16 protein-coding genes are annotated in these 18305 nt (G+C 37.5%); 10 read left to right on the forward strand and 6 right to left on the reverse strand.

Annotated features, from left to right (window positions below; all coding sequences use genetic code 11):
- Nucleotides 1-11 precede the first annotated feature (11 nt).
- The 6 genes from dusB (at nt 12) to frr (ending at nt 4895) form a co-directional block, all read left to right on the forward strand.
- Nucleotides 12-1010 (forward strand): tRNA dihydrouridine synthase DusB, encoded by a 999-nt coding sequence (gene dusB, locus QM491_RS03610; protein WP_283325872.1) that lies wholly within the window; start codon nt 12-14, stop codon nt 1008-1010.
- Nucleotides 1011-1113: 103 nt separating this feature from the next.
- Nucleotides 1114-1671 (forward strand): hypothetical protein, encoded by a 558-nt coding sequence (locus tag QM491_RS03615; RefSeq protein WP_283325873.1) that lies wholly within the window; start codon nt 1114-1116, stop codon nt 1669-1671.
- Nucleotides 1672-1859: 188 nt separating this feature from the next.
- Nucleotides 1860-2747 carry a DMT family transporter gene (locus QM491_RS03620; protein WP_283325874.1) on the forward strand — a complete coding sequence of 296 codons (888 nt, stop codon included), beginning with the start codon at nt 1860-1862 and terminating at the stop codon, nt 2745-2747.
- A 21-nt stretch (nt 2748-2768) separates the two neighbouring features.
- Nucleotides 2769-3266 carry an acyl-CoA carboxylase biotin carboxyl carrier protein subunit gene (locus tag QM491_RS03625; RefSeq protein ID WP_283325875.1) on the forward strand — a complete coding sequence of 166 codons (498 nt, stop codon included), beginning with the start codon at nt 2769-2771 and terminating at the stop codon, nt 3264-3266.
- A 243-nt stretch (nt 3267-3509) separates the two neighbouring features.
- On the forward strand, nt 3510-4220 hold the full coding sequence (pyrH, locus tag QM491_RS03630; protein WP_283325876.1) for a UMP kinase: 711 nt from the start codon (nt 3510-3512) through the stop codon (nt 4218-4220).
- A gap of 114 nt (nt 4221-4334) precedes the next feature.
- Nucleotides 4335-4895 (forward strand): ribosome recycling factor, encoded by a 561-nt coding sequence (gene frr / locus QM491_RS03635; protein ID WP_283325877.1) that lies wholly within the window; start codon nt 4335-4337, stop codon nt 4893-4895.
- Nucleotides 4896-4983: 88 nt separating this feature from the next.
- Here the strand turns inward: frr and QM491_RS03640 are convergent, their stop codons facing one another.
- The 4 genes from QM491_RS03640 to QM491_RS03655 all read right to left on the reverse strand — a co-directional run bounded on the left by QM491_RS03640 (nt 4984) and on the right by QM491_RS03655 (nt 11052).
- Nucleotides 4984-6981: a sialate O-acetylesterase gene (locus tag QM491_RS03640; RefSeq protein ID WP_283325878.1), complete on the reverse strand. Its 1998-nt coding sequence runs from the start codon at nt 6979-6981 to the stop codon at nt 4984-4986.
- Nucleotides 6982-7157: 176 nt separating this feature from the next.
- Nucleotides 7158-8579, reverse strand: a complete 1422-nt coding sequence (locus QM491_RS03645) for a CCA tRNA nucleotidyltransferase (RefSeq protein ID WP_283325879.1) — start codon at nt 8577-8579, stop codon at nt 7158-7160.
- A gap of 165 nt (nt 8580-8744) precedes the next feature.
- The gene (locus QM491_RS03650; protein WP_283325880.1) at nt 8745-9308 is read right to left on the reverse strand and encodes an L-threonylcarbamoyladenylate synthase; all 564 of its coding nucleotides are present in this window, start codon (nt 9306-9308) and stop codon (nt 8745-8747) included.
- Nucleotides 9309-9450: 142 nt separating this feature from the next.
- On the reverse strand, nt 9451-11052 hold the full coding sequence (locus QM491_RS03655; RefSeq protein ID WP_283325881.1) for a hypothetical protein: 1602 nt from the start codon (nt 11050-11052) through the stop codon (nt 9451-9453).
- Nucleotides 11053-11347: 295 nt separating this feature from the next.
- Here QM491_RS03655 and argS point away from each other — a divergent pair, with 295 nt between their 5' ends.
- From argS to QM491_RS03670, 3 genes are all read left to right on the forward strand, one after another.
- Complete coding sequence (gene argS, locus QM491_RS03660) at nt 11348-13126, forward strand: arginine--tRNA ligase (RefSeq protein ID WP_283325882.1); 1779 nt, start codon at nt 11348-11350, stop codon at nt 13124-13126.
- Nucleotides 13127-13209: 83 nt separating this feature from the next.
- On the forward strand, nt 13210-13836 hold the full coding sequence (locus tag QM491_RS03665; protein WP_283325883.1) for a glutathione peroxidase: 627 nt from the start codon (nt 13210-13212) through the stop codon (nt 13834-13836).
- 321 nt (nt 13837-14157) lie between these two features.
- A complete protein-coding gene (locus QM491_RS03670) occupies nt 14158-15057 on the forward strand; it encodes a 1,4-dihydroxy-2-naphthoate polyprenyltransferase (RefSeq protein ID WP_283325884.1) in 900 nt (299 codons plus the stop codon).
- Between the two features lie 52 nt (nt 15058-15109).
- Here QM491_RS03670 and QM491_RS03675 read toward each other — a convergent pair whose 3' ends face one another.
- The gene (locus QM491_RS03675) at nt 15110-15793 is read right to left on the reverse strand and encodes an OmpA family protein (RefSeq protein WP_283325885.1); all 684 of its coding nucleotides are present in this window, start codon (nt 15791-15793) and stop codon (nt 15110-15112) included.
- Between the two features lie 165 nt (nt 15794-15958).
- On the opposite strand from QM491_RS03675, the gene QM491_RS03680 reads away from it, so the two are divergent.
- Entirely contained in the window at nt 15959-17305 is a 1347-nt protein-coding gene (locus tag QM491_RS03680) for a tetratricopeptide repeat protein (RefSeq protein WP_283325886.1), read from the forward strand.
- Between the two features lie 58 nt (nt 17306-17363).
- Here QM491_RS03680 and QM491_RS03685 read toward each other — a convergent pair whose 3' ends face one another.
- The gene (locus QM491_RS03685; protein WP_283325887.1) at nt 17364-18137 is read right to left on the reverse strand and encodes an AMP nucleosidase; all 774 of its coding nucleotides are present in this window, start codon (nt 18135-18137) and stop codon (nt 17364-17366) included.
- Between the last annotated feature and the right edge of the window lie 168 nt (nt 18138-18305).

Raw genomic sequence — 18305 nt, forward strand, 5'->3', positions numbered from 1 at the left:
AAGAATTGAATATGGCAAAGATAAGAAATATAGATTTAGGTGAGTTTCCACTTTTACTTGCCCCGATGGAAGACGTGTCTGACCCTCCCTTCAGAGCGGTTTGCAAAGCCAACGGAGCCGACCTAATGTACACTGAGTTTATTTCCTCGGAGGGCTTGATTCGTGATGCGGCAAAGTCAGTACAAAAATTGGATATTTTTGAGTACGAACGACCAATTGGCATTCAGCTTTTTGGCTCAGATATTGAAACGATGCGTGCTTGTGGAGAAATTGCCACCAAAGCAGGTCCAGATTTGATTGACATTAATTATGGATGTCCTGTCAAACAAGTAGCCTGTAAAGGTGCAGGTGCGGCTTTGTTGCAAGATATTCCTAAAATGGTAGCAATGACCAAGGCCGTGGTAGAATCCACGCATTTGCCTGTGACTGTAAAAACTCGTTTGGGTTGGGACGAATCTACCAAAAATATCCAAGAAGTAGCCGAAAGACTACAAGATATTGGTATCGAAGCCTTGACTATTCATGGGCGTACACGTGTACAAATGTACAAAGGAGAAGCAGATTGGACTTTGATTGGCAAAATCAAAGAAAACCCACGTATTAAAATTCCAATTTTTGGAAACGGTGATATTGATTCTCCTGAAAAAGCCTTGGAGTATAAGAATCGTTACGGTGTCGACGGTATCATGGTTGGGCGTGCCTCAATTGGATATCCTTGGATTTTTAACGAAATCAAACATTTCTTAAAAACGGGCGAGCACTTAGCACTACCTTCCATTCAAGACCGAATAGATGTATGTAAACATCACCTCGACTTTAGTATTCGCTGGAAAGGTAACCATGTAGGAATCGTCGAAATGCGCCGCCACTATGCCAATTACTTTAAGGGGATTCCTCATTTCAAAGAATTTAGAATGCGTCTCGTAACTGCTTTTAGTTATGATGAAATCTTAGAAATATTAGCCAATGTACAAGCATTCTATGCTCAAGGAGAGCTAGTTGTAGAGTAATTCGGTATAGTTTTTGCCTGTATCGTTATTTTAGAGAGTATGAACTTAAATAATCATACTCTCTGTAACCAAGAATCCATCCTAAGTAGAAATTTTTGAACCTGTGAAAAGGATAATACTATCAACCCTTATCCTTATAGGGCTGAGTCATATACTTGCGGCGCAACAACTACATCCTATCTATCTTTACTTTGCCCATGGCTCCGACCTAAACAAGGATAAATCCACACGCATTCTCGAAAACAGTCCGCAACTCTTTTGTATCGGACTCGAAAAACGTATAACCAAAAGCCCCTACTATGGACTAGGTATTCAGTACACTCAATTCACCTCAGAATTTTCAGATTTTAAGCAACTTAGTTTTAGAGGATATCAACACTTTGGAGAATTAATCAATTCTGATGAAGCCAATATAGACCCTTATTTTGGAGCGATGATTGGAGGTGATTATTATCAAAAACAATTTGCGCCATCTGTCGGTATTCTTTTGGGTATCAGGGTTATGGTTCGTTCCTTTGTTGGTATTCACTTCGAAATCGGAACATCCTCCTCTTCTCATAACAGTGGGATAATTTTTCAAATGGGAATTACTAGTTGTTTTAAAAGTGGACTAAAGCTTCCTTCCCGCACTCGCAAAGGCACCGATTGTCCAAGGTTTTAAGTTTCATTGACCTATTTTTCAGTAGTTCTTGCTTCTCCTATCTTGACTTCCTTTCTCGTATTTCTTTCTTTTTCAAATTTCGGAAACTCTATTTCAATTTTTAGTTGTTAAAAAAGCATTAACTTGTCATTACTAACTGTTTTGCTGTACGATATGTATAGTCAAAGCTTCATTCAACATTGTTTCTTATGAGCAACACTACTACCAAATCTACTTCTGCCATCGCTTGGTTTTTGTTAATATTATTAGCCTTGGTCTGGGGTAGTTCTTTTATCCTTGTCAAAAAAAGTCTTCATGTATTTCAAGCATCACAAGTAGGTTCACTGCGAATCTTTTCGGCGTTTTGCTTTTTTGTCCCTATTTTTTTATACAATCTCAAAAAAATTCCTTTTAAAGATTGGTATAAATTTCTGATTGTGGGGTGCTTAGGGAATCTATTTCCTGCCTTTCTTTTCTCTCTGGCAGGAACAAAGCTAGATAGTGCCATTTCAGGAGCATTAAACTCAACAACTCCTTTGTTTACTCTTATTATTGGTGGATTATTTTTCAAAAATCGCATTACAAAACGACAATTCTATGGTATTATTCTTGGCTTTGTGGGTGCTCTAATTTTGGTTTTGGCAGGAAAAGAAAAAATCTCCATCAACTTGTACGCGTTATTGGTTATTTTGGCAACTCTCTTATACGGCATCAATCTACAGTTTACCAAAAAATATCTTACTAATATCGGGCTAGACTCATTGGTCATTACCAGTTGTATATTTATGACTATTGGTCCTGTATCAGGTGTAGTTTTGTTTAGTACAGATTTTGTAGACAGGCTTTCTCAAGATGGAGCCTTGCCAGCTTTGGGCTATGCAGCCTTGCTTGGTGTGATGGGTTCTGCCATAGCAATGGTATTGTTTAACAAACTGATTCAGATGACTTCAGCAGTTTTGGCCAGCTCGGTTACTTATCTAATTCCAATTGTTGCAATGATATGGGGGGCGCTCGACCACGAAGCTATACTTATTGAGCACTATTTAGGTATGTCAATTATTTTAGTTGGTGTATATTTGGTCAATAAAAGTTCGTAACAAAACAAAATTAAAGGAGCCATGTTAAAAGCAAGTGTAAATAATAAGACTTTCGATATTCAACAAAATGCTACCGAAACCCTCCTAAATGGAGCGCCATTTGACTGGGATTTTGCCAAGACACAAGACGGTAATTTCAGTATTTTGTACAATAACCGTTCGTTTAATGCTGAAGTAATCGAAGCTGATTATGCAAGTAAAAGTTTTGTCCTAAAAATCAATAACTCCGTTTACACTGTTGGCGTAAAAGACCGTTTTGATATTTTGTTAGACCAATTAGGGATGAGCAATGCGGCTTCCTCAAAAGTGAATGACCTCAAAGCGCCAATGCCAGGCTTAGTGGTCGACATTAAAGTTTCGGTAGGGGATTCTGTCCAAAAAGGCGATACTTTATTGATTCTGGAAGCCATGAAAATGGAAAATGTACTAAAAGCTACAGGTGACGGAAAAGTAAAATCGATTAAAGTAGCTGCACGTGAAAATGTTGAAAAGAATCAAGTAATGATTGAATTTGAATAAAATCAGACCTAATACCTGTGAATTCAACCATTTACTAACACTTTTGATAAATACTGAATAGCCCAATTACATATTTTGAGTAATTGGGCTATTTTTGTGTGCATGCGAGTTCGCAAATCGCTAAGCCGTTAGGTAATAGCCCATATACGGTGTAGAGAAAGATAAAAATCACTGAACTTCAAATCGGGGCTATTCCAAACTAAAAAACTTTGTTTATCTTTGCGACCGAAAAAAAAAATTCTCATGGACAAACCCAAGTACAAAAGAATTCTTCTTAAGCTTTCAGGTGAAGCCCTCAGTTCGGATGGCGAAGTTCTCGAACCTTCAATTTTGGAGCAATATGCCCAAGAAATCAAGAAAATACACGATTTAGGTGTCGAAGTTGCAATTGTAATCGGTGGCGGTAATATCTTCCGTGGCGCAAGTGCTGCCAAAGTTGGTATTGACCGTGTACAAGGTGATTACATGGGTATGTTGGCTACAGTAATCAATGGTATGGCAATTCAAGCTTCATTAGAAAAGCATGGAATGTTTACACGTTTGATGACTGCCATCAAAATCGAAGCAGTTTGTGAACCAATGATTCGTCGTCGTGCTATTCGCCACCTCGAAAAAGGAAGAATTATTATCCTTAGTGCCGGAACTGGTAACCCTTATTTTACAACTGACTCAGCAGCAGCACTTCGTGCTATCGAAATCGAAGCTGATGTTGTATTAAAAGGAACTCGTGTAGATGGTGTATATACTGCCGATCCAGAAAAAGACCCTACTGCTACACGCTATGCTCAGCTTTCATTCTCTGAGGCTTTAGGTAAAGGTCTGAAAATTATGGATGCAACAGCGTTTACGCTTTGCCAAGAAAATAAACTCCCAATCATCGTGTTCGATATGAACAAACCCGACAATCTTACTAAGCTTGTTCAAGGTGAAGATGTAGGAACTCTTATTAGCTAATAAATAGCATTCAAACATCGGATAGCCCAAAGTAGTTTTACCTTGGAGCTGTCCGATTTTTTTTGAAAGTCTCTAGCGAACTATTTGAATTTCACAACCCACTCATTACAACAAATGGAAGAAATAGAATTTTATCTTGATGCTGCCACAGAAACAATGGATGGCGCTATGAAGCACCTAACTATTGAATTAGCCAAGATTCGTGCAGGAAAGGCAACTCCCGCTATGCTCGACGGGATTCAGGTGGAATACTATGGTATGATGACTCCTCTTACAGGTGCTGCGTCTATTGCAATTCCTGATGCTCGTTCAATCGTAGTGAAGCCTTTTGAGAAAAAAATGATTGCAGAAATCGAAAAGGCTATCCGCAACTCAAATATCGGTCTTTCGCCTATGAACGATGGCGAAGTTATTCGTTTGAACTTGCCCCCAATGACTGAGGAAAGACGTAAAGAATTGGTAAAAAAAGCAAGAGTTGAAATCGAAACAGCTAAGGTAAACGTTAGAAAAGTTCGTCAAGAAGCGAATGATTCTATTCGTAAGTTGAAAAACGACGGTGTATCAGAAGATGCTGTTAAAACTGGTGAAGAGCGTGTTCAAAAACTTACAGATAACTACATTGCAAAAGTTGAAGCTATTTTTGTAGAGAAAGAAAAAGATATTATGTCGGTGTAATTTCGCTACAAAATTTTTATATGCAACTTTCATATCGTTTTCTCAGTTCATCTTGTTACTGAGAAAACGATATGAAAGTTTATTTTTTTTATTTTAGAATCATTATTTTCTGATATAATGTCTGATTATTAGCCATTTGCAACCTCAACAAATAAGTCCCATTCTGAATAGTCTCTGAAAACTCTACTACATATTCATCCCCTACTCTATTCGATTTAATATCAACAATTTCTTGTCCATTACTGGAAAAAAGTTGTAGTTGTCTGACATCATTCACTCCCTGAATCACAAAATAGGTACTTGTAGGATTCGGAAAGATTTTTACCGATAAATTAGGGTTTTCAACTCCCAAAACCTGAGAATAATCAATCACTAATTTTGTATCAGTATAAACTATCGACCCATCGGCTAATATCAATTTTAATCTATAGTAAGAAAATACTTCTTTCGGGCGAATCACTGTCCACTTTCCTTCCAAGGTATTATTAGCGTTTTCGGTGTACACATCCGTAAAGCTTTGTTGATTGTTACTATATTGTACTGTGATTTTTGATGGAGAATATGCCTCTACGTACGACCAGTTTAACTGTAGAGAATCTATTTTTTCGACTAATGTAAATTGATTTAAGGGCGTCCAACTTCCAGACAAAGTGAAAGTATTTGAAAGCGTACTTTGCAAAAATGGAGCATCAGAAACAATTCGCAAACGATATACTTCGAGAGGAGACACATTTTGAATATTGACAACAATTGGATTACTTGTTCCTTGACCTATTTGCGCAACAAATTTTCCATCCTTATCCAAAAGTTCTACTCGATAGATTTTATTTTGATTGGTAATTCCTTGAAAATAAATCGCAAAATTTCGCCCAAATGGTAAGTGTGCTGGTAATAGCCTAGGTACCAGTGTAGATTGCGGTTGATAGGGAACTGCTTTTTTGAAAAACGTCGTATCCATTGTACGCATCCATGCTGTGGCTGCCAATGTCAATCCCTGAATACCATTTTTGACATTTTCCAAATGCCCATGAGTAATAGGTCTGGGATTTTGAATAGTATCTGTTTCAGGGCCAGCAAAAGTATTTGGTACATTCTTGATGATTGAATTCTGCCCTTTAATAACCAAATCAGCCCATTCATTACGGCTCGAAACTGTCGAACGGGCAATTGACCAAGGTATATTGTAGCCAAAAACTTGTCGAGATTTTTCAATTAAATTCTTCACATTGGCCTCATAATTTTGTGCAGAAGTCTGATTATGAGCTGCATCAGACTCGCCTTGCATCCATAGTACAGCTCTAAGACCCGTATGCGAAGCCAAATATTGTAGCGTGTTTTTTAGATTTGTATAAGGCTGTTGGTTAGGCCAATTTTTATTGACATATTGATTATAAGCCAATTCTCCATTGGCAGACTTACTCCAGTTTTCAGAAGTAGCTGCCGCCCAACCACAATTTAACAGAAAAACAGGGACTTGATATTTTTGAACAATTTTGTCTGCTAACTCGCCCCACAACCATGACGACTCCCCCGATGGATACATATTAGTATTAGCCAAAGCTCTTTCCATTTTATGTAGTCGCATAGGCTCATTAGAAGCAATTGTTAGGTTCTCTTTTTCATCTAAATACTTATTCAAATCATTAATTACAATTACTCTTTCAGAAGCATCTTTTGAGCCTAGCCCTTGTACCCCCATTGCATTGGATTGTCCAGCAATCAAGAATACCTCACCTACTCCAATTTGCTCAATGATTTTTTCATCGATAATCGTACTATTGACCCAAGCACGTATATAAAGGTCATAAAAACCAGCATTGACTTTTACTTTTCCAGAAAATTCATGATTTAAAACATTGCTTGCGAGTATCTGCCATCCCTTGGCTGGCTTGCCTATTTCTACAAGCTGATATTCTATTTTGGTAGCGGCTACATTGGTATAGCCACTAATCACCAAATCTGCTTGATTAAAGAGGTTTCTTTGTAAAATCAGACGATTGAAAGGATGTAAAACGGTCATTTGTCCCCAAAGAAGACAGGGAAACAGTAGCAATAGTGAGAATATCCACAATCTGGAAGTCTTCATTGAGCAAGGAGTTTGTTTAAATATGTGGCCTACAATTCAGAAGATTCAAATGTTTGTTCGGGGGAACAAATTGTGTGGAAGTGATATATGGATGATAGAATTCAAAATAGTTTTATACAACGAGTAATAGACTTTAGGCAATAACTCGACATTACCTAAAGCCTACCACCAAAAACTTACAATTTGGGACTCAAACCTAATTTGCGACCTTCTTCAAGGATAAATGGCATACCAGATTCCATAGTATTTTCGATTTGTCCTTCGATAATCGCCTCACGAACAGCTATTTTAATGATTCCTACTTCTTTTGAGGGCGTCAAACCAAAAGTTTCCATAATAATCTCACCTGTAATAACTGGTTGAAAATTACGTAGCTTATCATTTTCTTCTACCTCCTTCAGCTTAATTTCAACTATATCAAAATTACGTAGGTAGCGTTTTACTTTTTCACCATTTTTGGAAGTAATATCTGCACGACACAAAATCATTAATCCCTCCAAATTTTCGCCCGCCTCAAAAAGTAGTCTTCTCAAAGCAGAATCTGTAATGGTTTCTTTCGACAAGGCAATTGGTCGTAAGTGTAAGCGAACCAAGCTTTTAACATAACGCATTTTCTCATTGAGAGGCAAACGCATATTGGTAAAAATCGGTTTTACCATTTTGGCGCCTAACTCCTCATGACCATGAAAAGTCCATCCTTTTTTCTTATCAAAACGCTTAGTAGCGGGTTTGGCAATATCGTGTAAAATAGCTGCCCAACGAGTCCAAAGGTCATCCGATTTTTTGGCGACATTGTCCAATACCTGCAAAGTGTGGTAAAAGTTATCTTTGTGCCCTTTTCCTTCTTCTGTTTCTACACCCTTTAATTGACAGAATTCAGGAAATATTAGTTGCAACAATCCGCAAGAATCCAATAACTTAAAACCGTAAGAAGGTACTTTTGAAAGAATAATTTTATTTAGTTCTTCGGTGATACGTTCTTTCGAGATAATCGAAATACGGTCTTTCATCGACAACAAAGCATCAAATGTGTCGGGATGAATATCAAAATTTAATTGTGTTGCAAAACGTACTGCACGCATCATTCGCAAGGGATCATCAGAGAAAGTAATGCCTGGCTCAAGTGGTGTTTTAACAATTTTTCTTCTCAAGTCAGAAACACCATCAAACGGATCCAACAACTGACCAAAATCATTAACATTCAACGATATAGCCATAGCATTAATGGTAAAATCTCTACGATTTTGATCGTCCTCTAAAGTACCATCCTCTACAATTGGTTTACGAGAATCGCTACGATATGACTCTTTTCTTGCACCTACAAACTCGACCTCCCAATCATCAATACGTATCATTGCCGTTCCAAAATTTTTGAATACTGACAAGTAAGTGTCATCTCGTCCAGAATTTTTGGCTACTAGTTCGGCCAACTCAATCCCCGAACCCACACACACAATATCAATGTCTTTTGAAGGACGATTTAAAATTAAATCACGTACAAACCCACCTACAACAAAGGCTCGTACATTCAACTGTTGAGCCGAATTAGCCACCAATTGGAAGATGGGATTATTATTTAAAGTTTCTGTAAAATTCATAAAATTGTTTTGTAAAAGACCCTGAAGCTATTGCTCCCTTCTTTCCATTCTCTGATGACATTTGAACAAAGTGTATCGCTTTGAATCAATTGTCTATTGGGATTTACCATTTTTCTTGCTCATACAAAGCATAGAAAACTGATAATACTAACAGATAATCAATAACTATTTTCTGATAAACTCAAACTCTCCGTACATGCCAATCTTAACAATCTGGGACGGCTGAGCATTGAGATTTTCCCCTTTAGGATTTTTAAGAATAAAATCTACATTGTCGATAATTGACTGGTCGATGTCAGAAAATTGTGTTGGACTTGGCTGTCCTGAGATATTAGCCGAAGTAGAAACAATCGCTCTTTCCATACGATGCACCAAACCTTTACAGAATTCATCTTTTACTAAACGAATTGCTACGCTACCGTCTGGTCCCATTAAATTGGGCGCTAAGTTTTTACCTTTAGGATAAATAACTGTTAGAGGCTTTTCGGCAAACTCCACCAAATTCCAAGCAATTTCGGGCACTTCAATCAAATACTCAGACAACTGTTCAATCTTTGATATAAGCACAATAAATGCCTTGTTTTGAGGCCGTTGCTTAATTGACAAGATTTTTTCTACAGCCTTTTCGTTGCGTGCATCACAGCCTAATCCCCAAATTGTATCAGACGGGTAAAGCAAAGTATCACCTTTTTTCAAGTGTGTCAATGCCTCTCTGTATAGTTCTACCATTGTTATAAATGTTAGTCTTAGATTTCTATTGGCAAAAGTTTTCCATGAAATACATCTCTGAAAAACTATTTTTTTTCAATTTTCACGCAAAGATACAACATTCTATCCTTCTTCGGGGGTTTTCAATGGAGGATACAACATATCATTTTTGGCTAGTTGGGCTAGATTGCTCTGGAGCATAGGACATTTTACGAATATAAAGCACCTCAGAACCTGTAGTGTTTTCGCCTCTAGATGGCACTTGACGTGTTCCCCAAATTAGAAAATACTTATCATACCAAGCTGCCACTTCTGCCTCCTCATCGACATGGCGGTTTTCAATATCAGACTTTATCTCAAACAATTCCTTATCTGATGCCCCTGTTCCGTTATGTAAGTTTTGAATATTTAATTTTCCTTTATCCAGATAAGTAGTTACCCAATCTCCTTTGTATTTGGATACCTGCACTTGCTCTGCCAAGCCACTTCCCTCAAGAGAGCCCAAAGATACGGCATCGTCCCAAAGTACTTTCCCGTCCTTCGTAAACTCGCAAACAATAGCGTGTGTATAACGATAGCGCCCCGCCCTAGCTCGCATACGTTGTACTTGTGCAATACTTACAGGTGCATAATTGTAGATACCTAAGGTATTATTATTGTTAGGAGAATAATAATAGACCTCTGCCAAAACTAAGGCGCCCTTTTCTGTTTTTATTAAATCATGTACTTGTAGCAAATAGCTAAAATTAGTGTCCTTCCCTTCATTTTTTTTCCTGACTATTTTTTCTTTTAGTTTTTGCTGACGTTTGGGAGACAAGTATCCAAAAAAATTACTCAACTCCGAAAAATCAATCATAGTCGTTCCTGTTTGTTCTCCATTTTCAAAATGTGTCAGATACAAGCCCTTTGAATAATTGCTACAGTTAGTAGAAAAATTACCCACCAAAATCGTTTCTTGTTCCGACACAGATAGGAGTCTTCCACTGACAAAATTGACATTTTTATGATCAGCCAACGGCACTTGATTGGTTCTCAGCAAATCGCCCATATACGAATAAGATAGCACAGACATGCTACAAATACCTTTTCTTCTTTCATTAATAATTACGTTGACTTCGTTACGTATCTCATCTATCTCTAAAGAATTAATGGTCACATTTTTGTCATATATTCCTGATAAAACTTTTGTGGTAGCGTTAAAAAAAGCAAATGAAATCACAACTGGCTTGTCGAAATAAGTACCCGCAAAATAGGCTGTATTTCCTAATACCTTGAAATGACTGATGGTTCGTAAACCTACTAATTTCCCTTTAAATTCATCAATTTCTCCCAAATTCAGATTGACACGAGTAATGACAACATCATCCGCATCGGTTTCTGCAAATAAGAAATACATATAATCAGCATTTGAGTAAGTCAGTAGGTTTTCCATTCTTACTGGAGGCGTGTATTTAACATTCCACTGTTCTTTGAGGGTAGAATCGATTCTATAAAACTCCCATTGGCTATTTCTCCCAAATATCTCAGCATTATCAAAAACTACTAAAGCGCCTTTTTCTTTGAGTGGAATTACCGACCAGTCCTTCGTTTTGCCATAGTCTTTAATGTACTCAACTTCGTTGACCTTTTCTAGTTGAGCCCAAACTGAAAAGTTAGCCAAACAACATAGCATATAAAGCATCCCAAAGCCAATACGCCAAAAATTCTTCCTAGCAATAGGAAAAACCCCAAAAGAAGAAAGGAATATAGTAAGGTGTTTTTTCATAGCATTGGTAAAAGGTTTATGATAGCACTAAACGGACAACTGGTTCATTTTTAATAGAAAACAAACATTACATCAGATTGTTATCTCTCAATATCTATTTTACAATTTACACATTTCAAGGTTTCTGAAAAAGAAAAAGCACAGAGGTTTTCTTATTCCGATATGGTTATCGAAGGGATTTTGGCTAATTTTGCACTTCGGTAGAAGGTACACTTCGTCAAACACGATTTTTTACCATATTTTATGGTCTTCACTTTCTTCCTTTTAGTAAACACTGGAAAATTTTCCTAGCGCAATGAATATCGAAAAAATACTACAAGACAGTATTCAAGCTGCCCTCTTGGCCGAGTTTGAAGTTTCCGAACCAACTATAGCCCTTCAGCCTACCCGCAAGGATTTTGAAGGATTTTACACGTTTGTGGTTTTCCCTTATGTAAAAGCACTTCGCAAGTCTCCAGTAGAAATTGGAAATGCCATCGGAAATTACGTGGTCAGCAATACTACCGTTGTTAGTACCTTCAATGTAGTACAAGGCTTTTTGAATATTTCTATTGCCGATACTGCTTGGAAGGATACTTTTAATCACCTTAAAAGTGATGCGTCGTTTGGTAAACTTCCTACCAAAGATGAGACTGTCATGGTGGAATATTCTTCTCCCAATACCAACAAGCCTCTTCACTTGGGTCACCTTCGTAACAACTTTTTGGGATACTCTGTAGCTCAAATCTTAGATGCCAATGGATACAATGTTATCAAGGCTAATCTTGTAAATGATCGTGGTATCCATATTTGTAAGTCGATGTTGGCTTACCAAAAATTTGGTCAAAACGAAACACCAGCCTCTGCTGACATGAAGGGCGACCATTTGGTAGGTAAATATTATGTAGAGTTTGACAAGCACTACAAAGTAGAAGTAGAAGCGCTGAAAGCTGAAGGTTTGTCGGAAGACGATGCCAAAAAGCAAGCACCTTTGATGAAAGAAGCACAAGAAATGCTTTTGAAATGGGAACAAGGCGATGAAGAAGTAGTAGCTCTTTGGCAAAAAATGAATGATTGGGTTTTTGAAGGCTTCAATCAAACGTATGAAACCATGGGTGTGAGCTTTGATAAAATCTATAAAGAATCTAATACCTATCTCTTAGGAAAAGAAACTGTAGAGGAAGGTTTAGCCTCTGGGGTTTTCTTCCAAAAAGAAGATGGCTCGGTTTGGATTGACCTTGCCGATGAAGGTCTTGACCAAAAATTAGTACTTCGTAAAGATGGCACTTCGGTATATATCACTCAAGATATGGGAACTGCCGATTTGAAATACAAGGATTTTGGTATGTCAAAATCACTCTATGTGGTAGGTAACGAGCAAGATTACCACTTTGAGGTGTTATTCAAAATTTTAAAAAAATTAGGTCGCCCTTATGCCGAAGGTTGTTACCATTTGAGTTACGGAATGGTTGACTTGCCTTCAGGTAAAATGAAATCAAGAGAAGGCACCGTAGTAGATGCCGATGACTTGATGCAAGAAATGAAGGATACCGCTCGTGAGCGTACCAATGAATTAGGCAAAATCGACGGATTTACTACCGAAGAAGCTGAGGAATTATATAGCACGTTGGCGATGGGTGCGCTAAAATATTTCTTATTGAAAGTTGACCCGAAAAAGCGTATGCTTTTCAATCCAGCCGAATCTATTGATTTTCAAGGAAATACAGGGCCATTTATTCAATATACTCACGCACGTATTTGCTCGATTTTGAAAAAAGCAGAAGGTTTAAATATCAATATCGAAGACGCAAGTACCTACACAAGCCTACATGAAGTAGAGCGTGAAATCATTTTTGCATTGAGCGAATATCCAAGAAAAGTTGCCGATGCTGGACGTGAATATTCTCCAGCGCTCATTGCGCAATATGCTTATGATTTGGCAAAGTCATATAACCGTTTATTTGCTGAATTGAGCATTTTTAATGCTGAAAGTCCAGAAGCTATGCAGTTCAGAGTACAGCTTTCAAAAGCAGTTGGCGAAACAATTAAGAAGGCTATGGCGTTATTAGGTATAAAAGTACCAACAAGAATGTAATCCGTTTGTCGAATATCCAGTTCCAAATCTGTTATTCGCTTGATTAGATTAGCAATCTTGGATAACTTACAGCTTTAGTTTTTATGAAAAAGCCCTTGTTTATCATCCTTTTAACAATCGTAACTGTCATGATTCTTAAACTTTTGAAAGTGGGAAGCTTGCTAAGTGCATTAGCCCTTCCTTTTACCAAAAACTCTATTGAAAGCAGACCAATGAACGCTGAATTTGCAGCCGCAAAAACGCTCTATGATTTCAAAATGAAATCATTAGATGGCAAAGATGTAAATCTTGCAGATTACAAAGGTAAAAAAGTAATTATCCTTAATACTGCTTCGAAATGTGGTTATACGCCACAATATGCTGACTGGGAAGCTTTCTATCAAGCCAACAAAGCGAAAGTAATTGTGTTAGGTTTTCCAGCTAACGAATTTGGTGGACAAGAGCCTGGCTCAAATAGTGAAATTGCTTCTTTCTGTCAAAAAAACTACGGTGTTTCATTCCCAATGTTTGAAAAAGTTGTAGTAAAAGGCGAAGGCAAATGTGATTTGTACAAGTGGCTTACCACAAAAGAATTGAATGGTTGGAACGACAAAGAACCAAGTTGGAACTTCTGCAAATACTTGATTAACGAAAAAGGAGAGTTAACAAACTTTTTTGCTTCTGGCGTAAAACCAAACAGCAAGGAATTCCAAGATGCGTTGAACAAGTAATCATGAATTGTTTTTGATAACTTAAAACACGCTTTAGGCAGTAAGCCGTAGGCACTAGGCAAAAATTGTATTCATGATTTTGTTAAAAATACTTTTTGCTTACGGCATATAGCTTAATGCCTATTGCGGGTAAAATTAATTTTATTTTACCCATTAACTTATTTCAAACAAAAACATCCAAATACCGAATGTACAGGTTATTTTTGTAACTGTATGTTCGGTATTTTTGTTGGAAAAAGAGTCATCGTCTGGCGTGTTGCTAGGGATTCTTTTCTACTTATTTTCGTTTTATTTTATACTTTAAAGACTTTTATATAAAAAATGAAAAATTGGATTTTGGCGGCTCGTCCTCGTACATTGCCTTTGGCACTTGCGAGTATTTTGATGGGAAGCTTCTTGGCAGCAGGTCATGATGCTTTTTCTTGGAAAATCTTTTGGTTGGCAGTGCTTACCACTACTTTTTTGCAAGTTCTTTCCAACTTTGCCAATGATTACGGCGATACAGTAAGTGGTGTAGATAGCGTAGAAAGAACCGTAGCAACTCGTGCCGTACAAACGGGGGCAATTACCAGAGAACAAATGACCAAAGCTATGATTATCATGTCTATATTGTCATTGGCATCTGGTTCTTTATTGATTTACGAAGGACTTAAAGACACTAATACACAAACGATTATTGGCTTTTTTGGACTTGGTATTTTATCAATTATTGCGGCTATCACCTATACCGTTGGCAAACGTCCTTATGGCTATATGGGCTTAGGAGATATTTCGGTATTAATATTTTTTGGTTGGGTTGGGGTATTAGGAACGTACTTTTTATATACACACAACTTGGATTGGTTAAATTTTTTACCAGCTAGTTCATGTGGCTTATTTGCAGTTGGCGTCCTGAATATCAATAATATCCGAGATATAGAATCAGACACTAAAACAGGGAAAAATTCAATTCCTGTAAGGTTAGGAAAAGAAAAGGCGGTTATATATCACTGGGGGCTTTTGATTGTTGGCTTTTTGTGTGCTGTAGTTTACACATTAATCAACGAGTCAGGCAATAATTGGGTTCATTGGCTGTTTGTTGTTACTCTTCCTTTATTAATAAAAATTGGTCGTGGTATTTCTCAAGGACAAACACCTGCTCAGATTGATCCATTTTTAAAAAGAATGGCTTTAACAACACTTCTCTTTGTACTTACTTTTGGACTAAGTCAAATTTTGTAATAGCATTTTCGGGCTAGAGTATGAGTATAATTTATACAATACTCTGGCCTTGTCAGTTAGTACCTGATACACGCATTTCAGTTGAGATTTTGTCAAACAAGGTTTTATTTGGCATAATAAACACTTCCACACGGCGATTCATACGCTGTCCATCTTCAATATCATTACTTGCTACAGGATTACGCCTCCCATACCATAATGCCTTAAGACGATTAGGGGATACTCCACTCAATACTAACCAATTGGCTACCTGTGCCACTCTTTTTAACGACAAACGATCATTAAAAGCATCTGTACCATTAGCATCGGTATAGCTCTCCATAATGATTGCAGTATGCGGATACGACAGTAATACACGAGAAAGACTAGCCATATTCATTTTACCAAACTCAGAAGGTATATCTGAATTGCCGATAAAATAAGAATCGGTATCAAAACGTATATGTATAAGCTTGGTATTGACACGAGTAACAGGGCTCACCTTTACTTGCTTTCGAAGGTCGACCAATTGCTGATCAAAATATTGAGCCACCCTCTCGTCGGCTGTTAGCAAAGGAGCTGTTTTGTCGTTAGCTGACCGATTGGTTGTAGCAGGCGACTGTTGAACAGTATGCCATCTTTCATCGGTATAGATACGATTTTTATTGATTACTCGACAGCCATCCAAGCTGACAGTTGTCCCGAGCATAAGCCCAAGCAATATCTTTTTTCTACTCTTTGGAAAGGCAAATTTCATGACAGTTTATCTTTTAACTTTTGGCTGTAAGGTATTTTTTCAGTAATTTGGCTGAAACTTTGGCAATTACAAAGTTATAAAACAAATCTAAAGGTTAATCTATCTATTTACTATCATTTTGATAGCTAACCTATCACTAAAACTTATTTTTTCAAATTTAACCCTATGAAAAAGAGTTTTTATTCTGCTCTGCTGTCTATATCTCTGCTTAGTTTTACTGGATATTCACAACAAACCACTGCGCCCACCCAGACTTTTCAGGAGTTAATGGACTTAGGGGTAGTTCAGAGTCGTCAGGGCAACTATCCACTAGCTCAAAATTATTTCACACAGGCAATTCAGCTTCAACCAGACAACGCGGTAGCATATTATAGCCGTGGTGTCACTAAGTCAAACCTTAAAGATAACCGTGGTGCTATCAATGATTTTGACAAAGCTATCGAATTAAACCCAAGATATTCTGATGCTTATATTGGTCGTGGAACTAGTAAAGCAAGACAAGAAGACCATAAAGGTGCTCTTCAAGACTACAATCGTGGTATTGATTTGAATCCTGTAGATGCTAATGCTTATTTTAGTCGTGGCTACAGTAAATCAAAATTAGAAAACTATAAAGGAGCCCTTTCGGATTACAACAAATCCTTGGACTTGACTCCAGATAATGCTTTGGGTTATGCTGCTCGTGGCGTAGTAAAGCAAAAATTGGAAGACTTTAAGGGTAGTTTGGAAGATTTCTCGAAAGCCATTGAACTAAGTCCTAAGCGTCCATCTTCTTATTCTGGTCGTGCTTACAGTAAAATGAAAATGGGTGATTACAAAGGTGCTGTTGCTGATTATGGCAAAGCTCTTGAAATTAGCCCAGAAGATGCTGAATCACTTTACTATCGTGGTTACTGCAAAAGTCAAACAGAAGATTTTGCTGGTGCCCAAATCGATTTTGACCGTGCATTGAGCCAAGACCCAGAAAACGCACCAGCGTATTATGGTCGTGGTTTTGCAAAAAATAAGCTTGGACGCACGAAAGAAGCTATCGATGATTTTAATAAAGCTATTGCAATTGGTAACATCGAAGCCAAAAAAGTGCTTTATACAGGTCCTATTACCAAACAAGTTTTGGACGAGTTACGCAGTGGTGTAAGTGAGCGTTTGAAAATGGCAGAAATGACTTCTGAACGCTCAGAAGTATATTATAACCGTGGGCTGTCAAAAGCAAAAATTGGTGATACCAAAGCCGCTATTGAAGATTACAACAAAGCTATTGCTCTTAATCCAACTTTTGCAGAAGCTTATTTTACTAGAGGAATGGTAAAGTCTCAGATTGGTGACCAACGTGGTGCTATTCAGGATTGTACAAATGCCCTTAAGCTAAATCCAAAATATGCAGAAGCATACTACGTTCGTGGTATTATTCGCCATGCTTTGGGTGATACTGACGGATGTAATGACTTAAGTAAAGCAGGTGAATTAGGTTATACAGCAGCTTATGCAGTAATTCGTGATTATTGCAACTAGTATAAAAGTTTTTCTGGTAAATAAAAAACCTGCCTCATCAGCAGGTTTTTTTTATTGCTTATTCAAATCTTAAGTGTTTCACCGATTCACCTGACATGGCTAGTTCTTCGAGAGAATCAATTCCTATTTGAAGATGTTTTTCTACATAATTAGCGGTGATTTTCTTATCACTTTCTTCAGTTTTTACACCATCGGGCGTCATTGGGTTATCCGAAACTAACAACAAAGCTCCATGAGGTATCTTGTTGGCAAAACCTACCGTAAAGATAGTAGCCGTTTCCATATCGATGCCCATCGCACGAATATCTGTCAAATATTGCTTGAATTGCTCATCATGCTCCCAAACACGACGGTTTGTGGTATAAACCAAGCCTGTCCAATAATCTAGTTCATGTTTTTTAATCATTGAAGAAACAGCTCTTTGCAAACGGAAAGAAGGAAGTGCAGGAACTTCTTTGGGCATATACTCATCCGAAGTACCCTCTCCTCTTACTGCTGCAATAGGCAAAATCAAATCTCCAAGACCAAGGTTCTTTTTCAACCCCCCACATTTTCCTAAAAATAGTACAGCTTTGGGAGAAATAGCAGTCAAAATATCCATTACAGTAGCGGCCATTGGCGAGCCCATACCAAAATTGATAATCGTAATATTATTTGCTGTGGCTGTTTGCATGGGTCTATCTATACCATTAATTGGTACATCAAATTGTTCTGCAAACATATCAACATAATTTTTGAAGTTTGTCAATAGAATGTATTGACCAAAGTCTTCGATAGCTGTGCCAGTATATCGTGGCAACCAGTTTGTCACAATTTCTTCTTTTGTTTTCATACTTGATGAAGTCGTGGTTTTGTTTAAAAGTTAATTAATTGGGAAAAGGGAGACTGATCTAAATGATGAATTTTGAGTGATGAATTGTGAATGTAAAATACTATTGACCCGATAGCTACAATACTATGAAATTCAACCCATTTTGAATAGTAAATCGTGATAATTAAA

It is taken from the genome of Flectobacillus longus (assembly GCF_030056705.1).
In the GTDB taxonomy this organism is placed as follows: domain Bacteria; phylum Bacteroidota; class Bacteroidia; order Cytophagales; family Spirosomataceae; genus Flectobacillus; species Flectobacillus longus.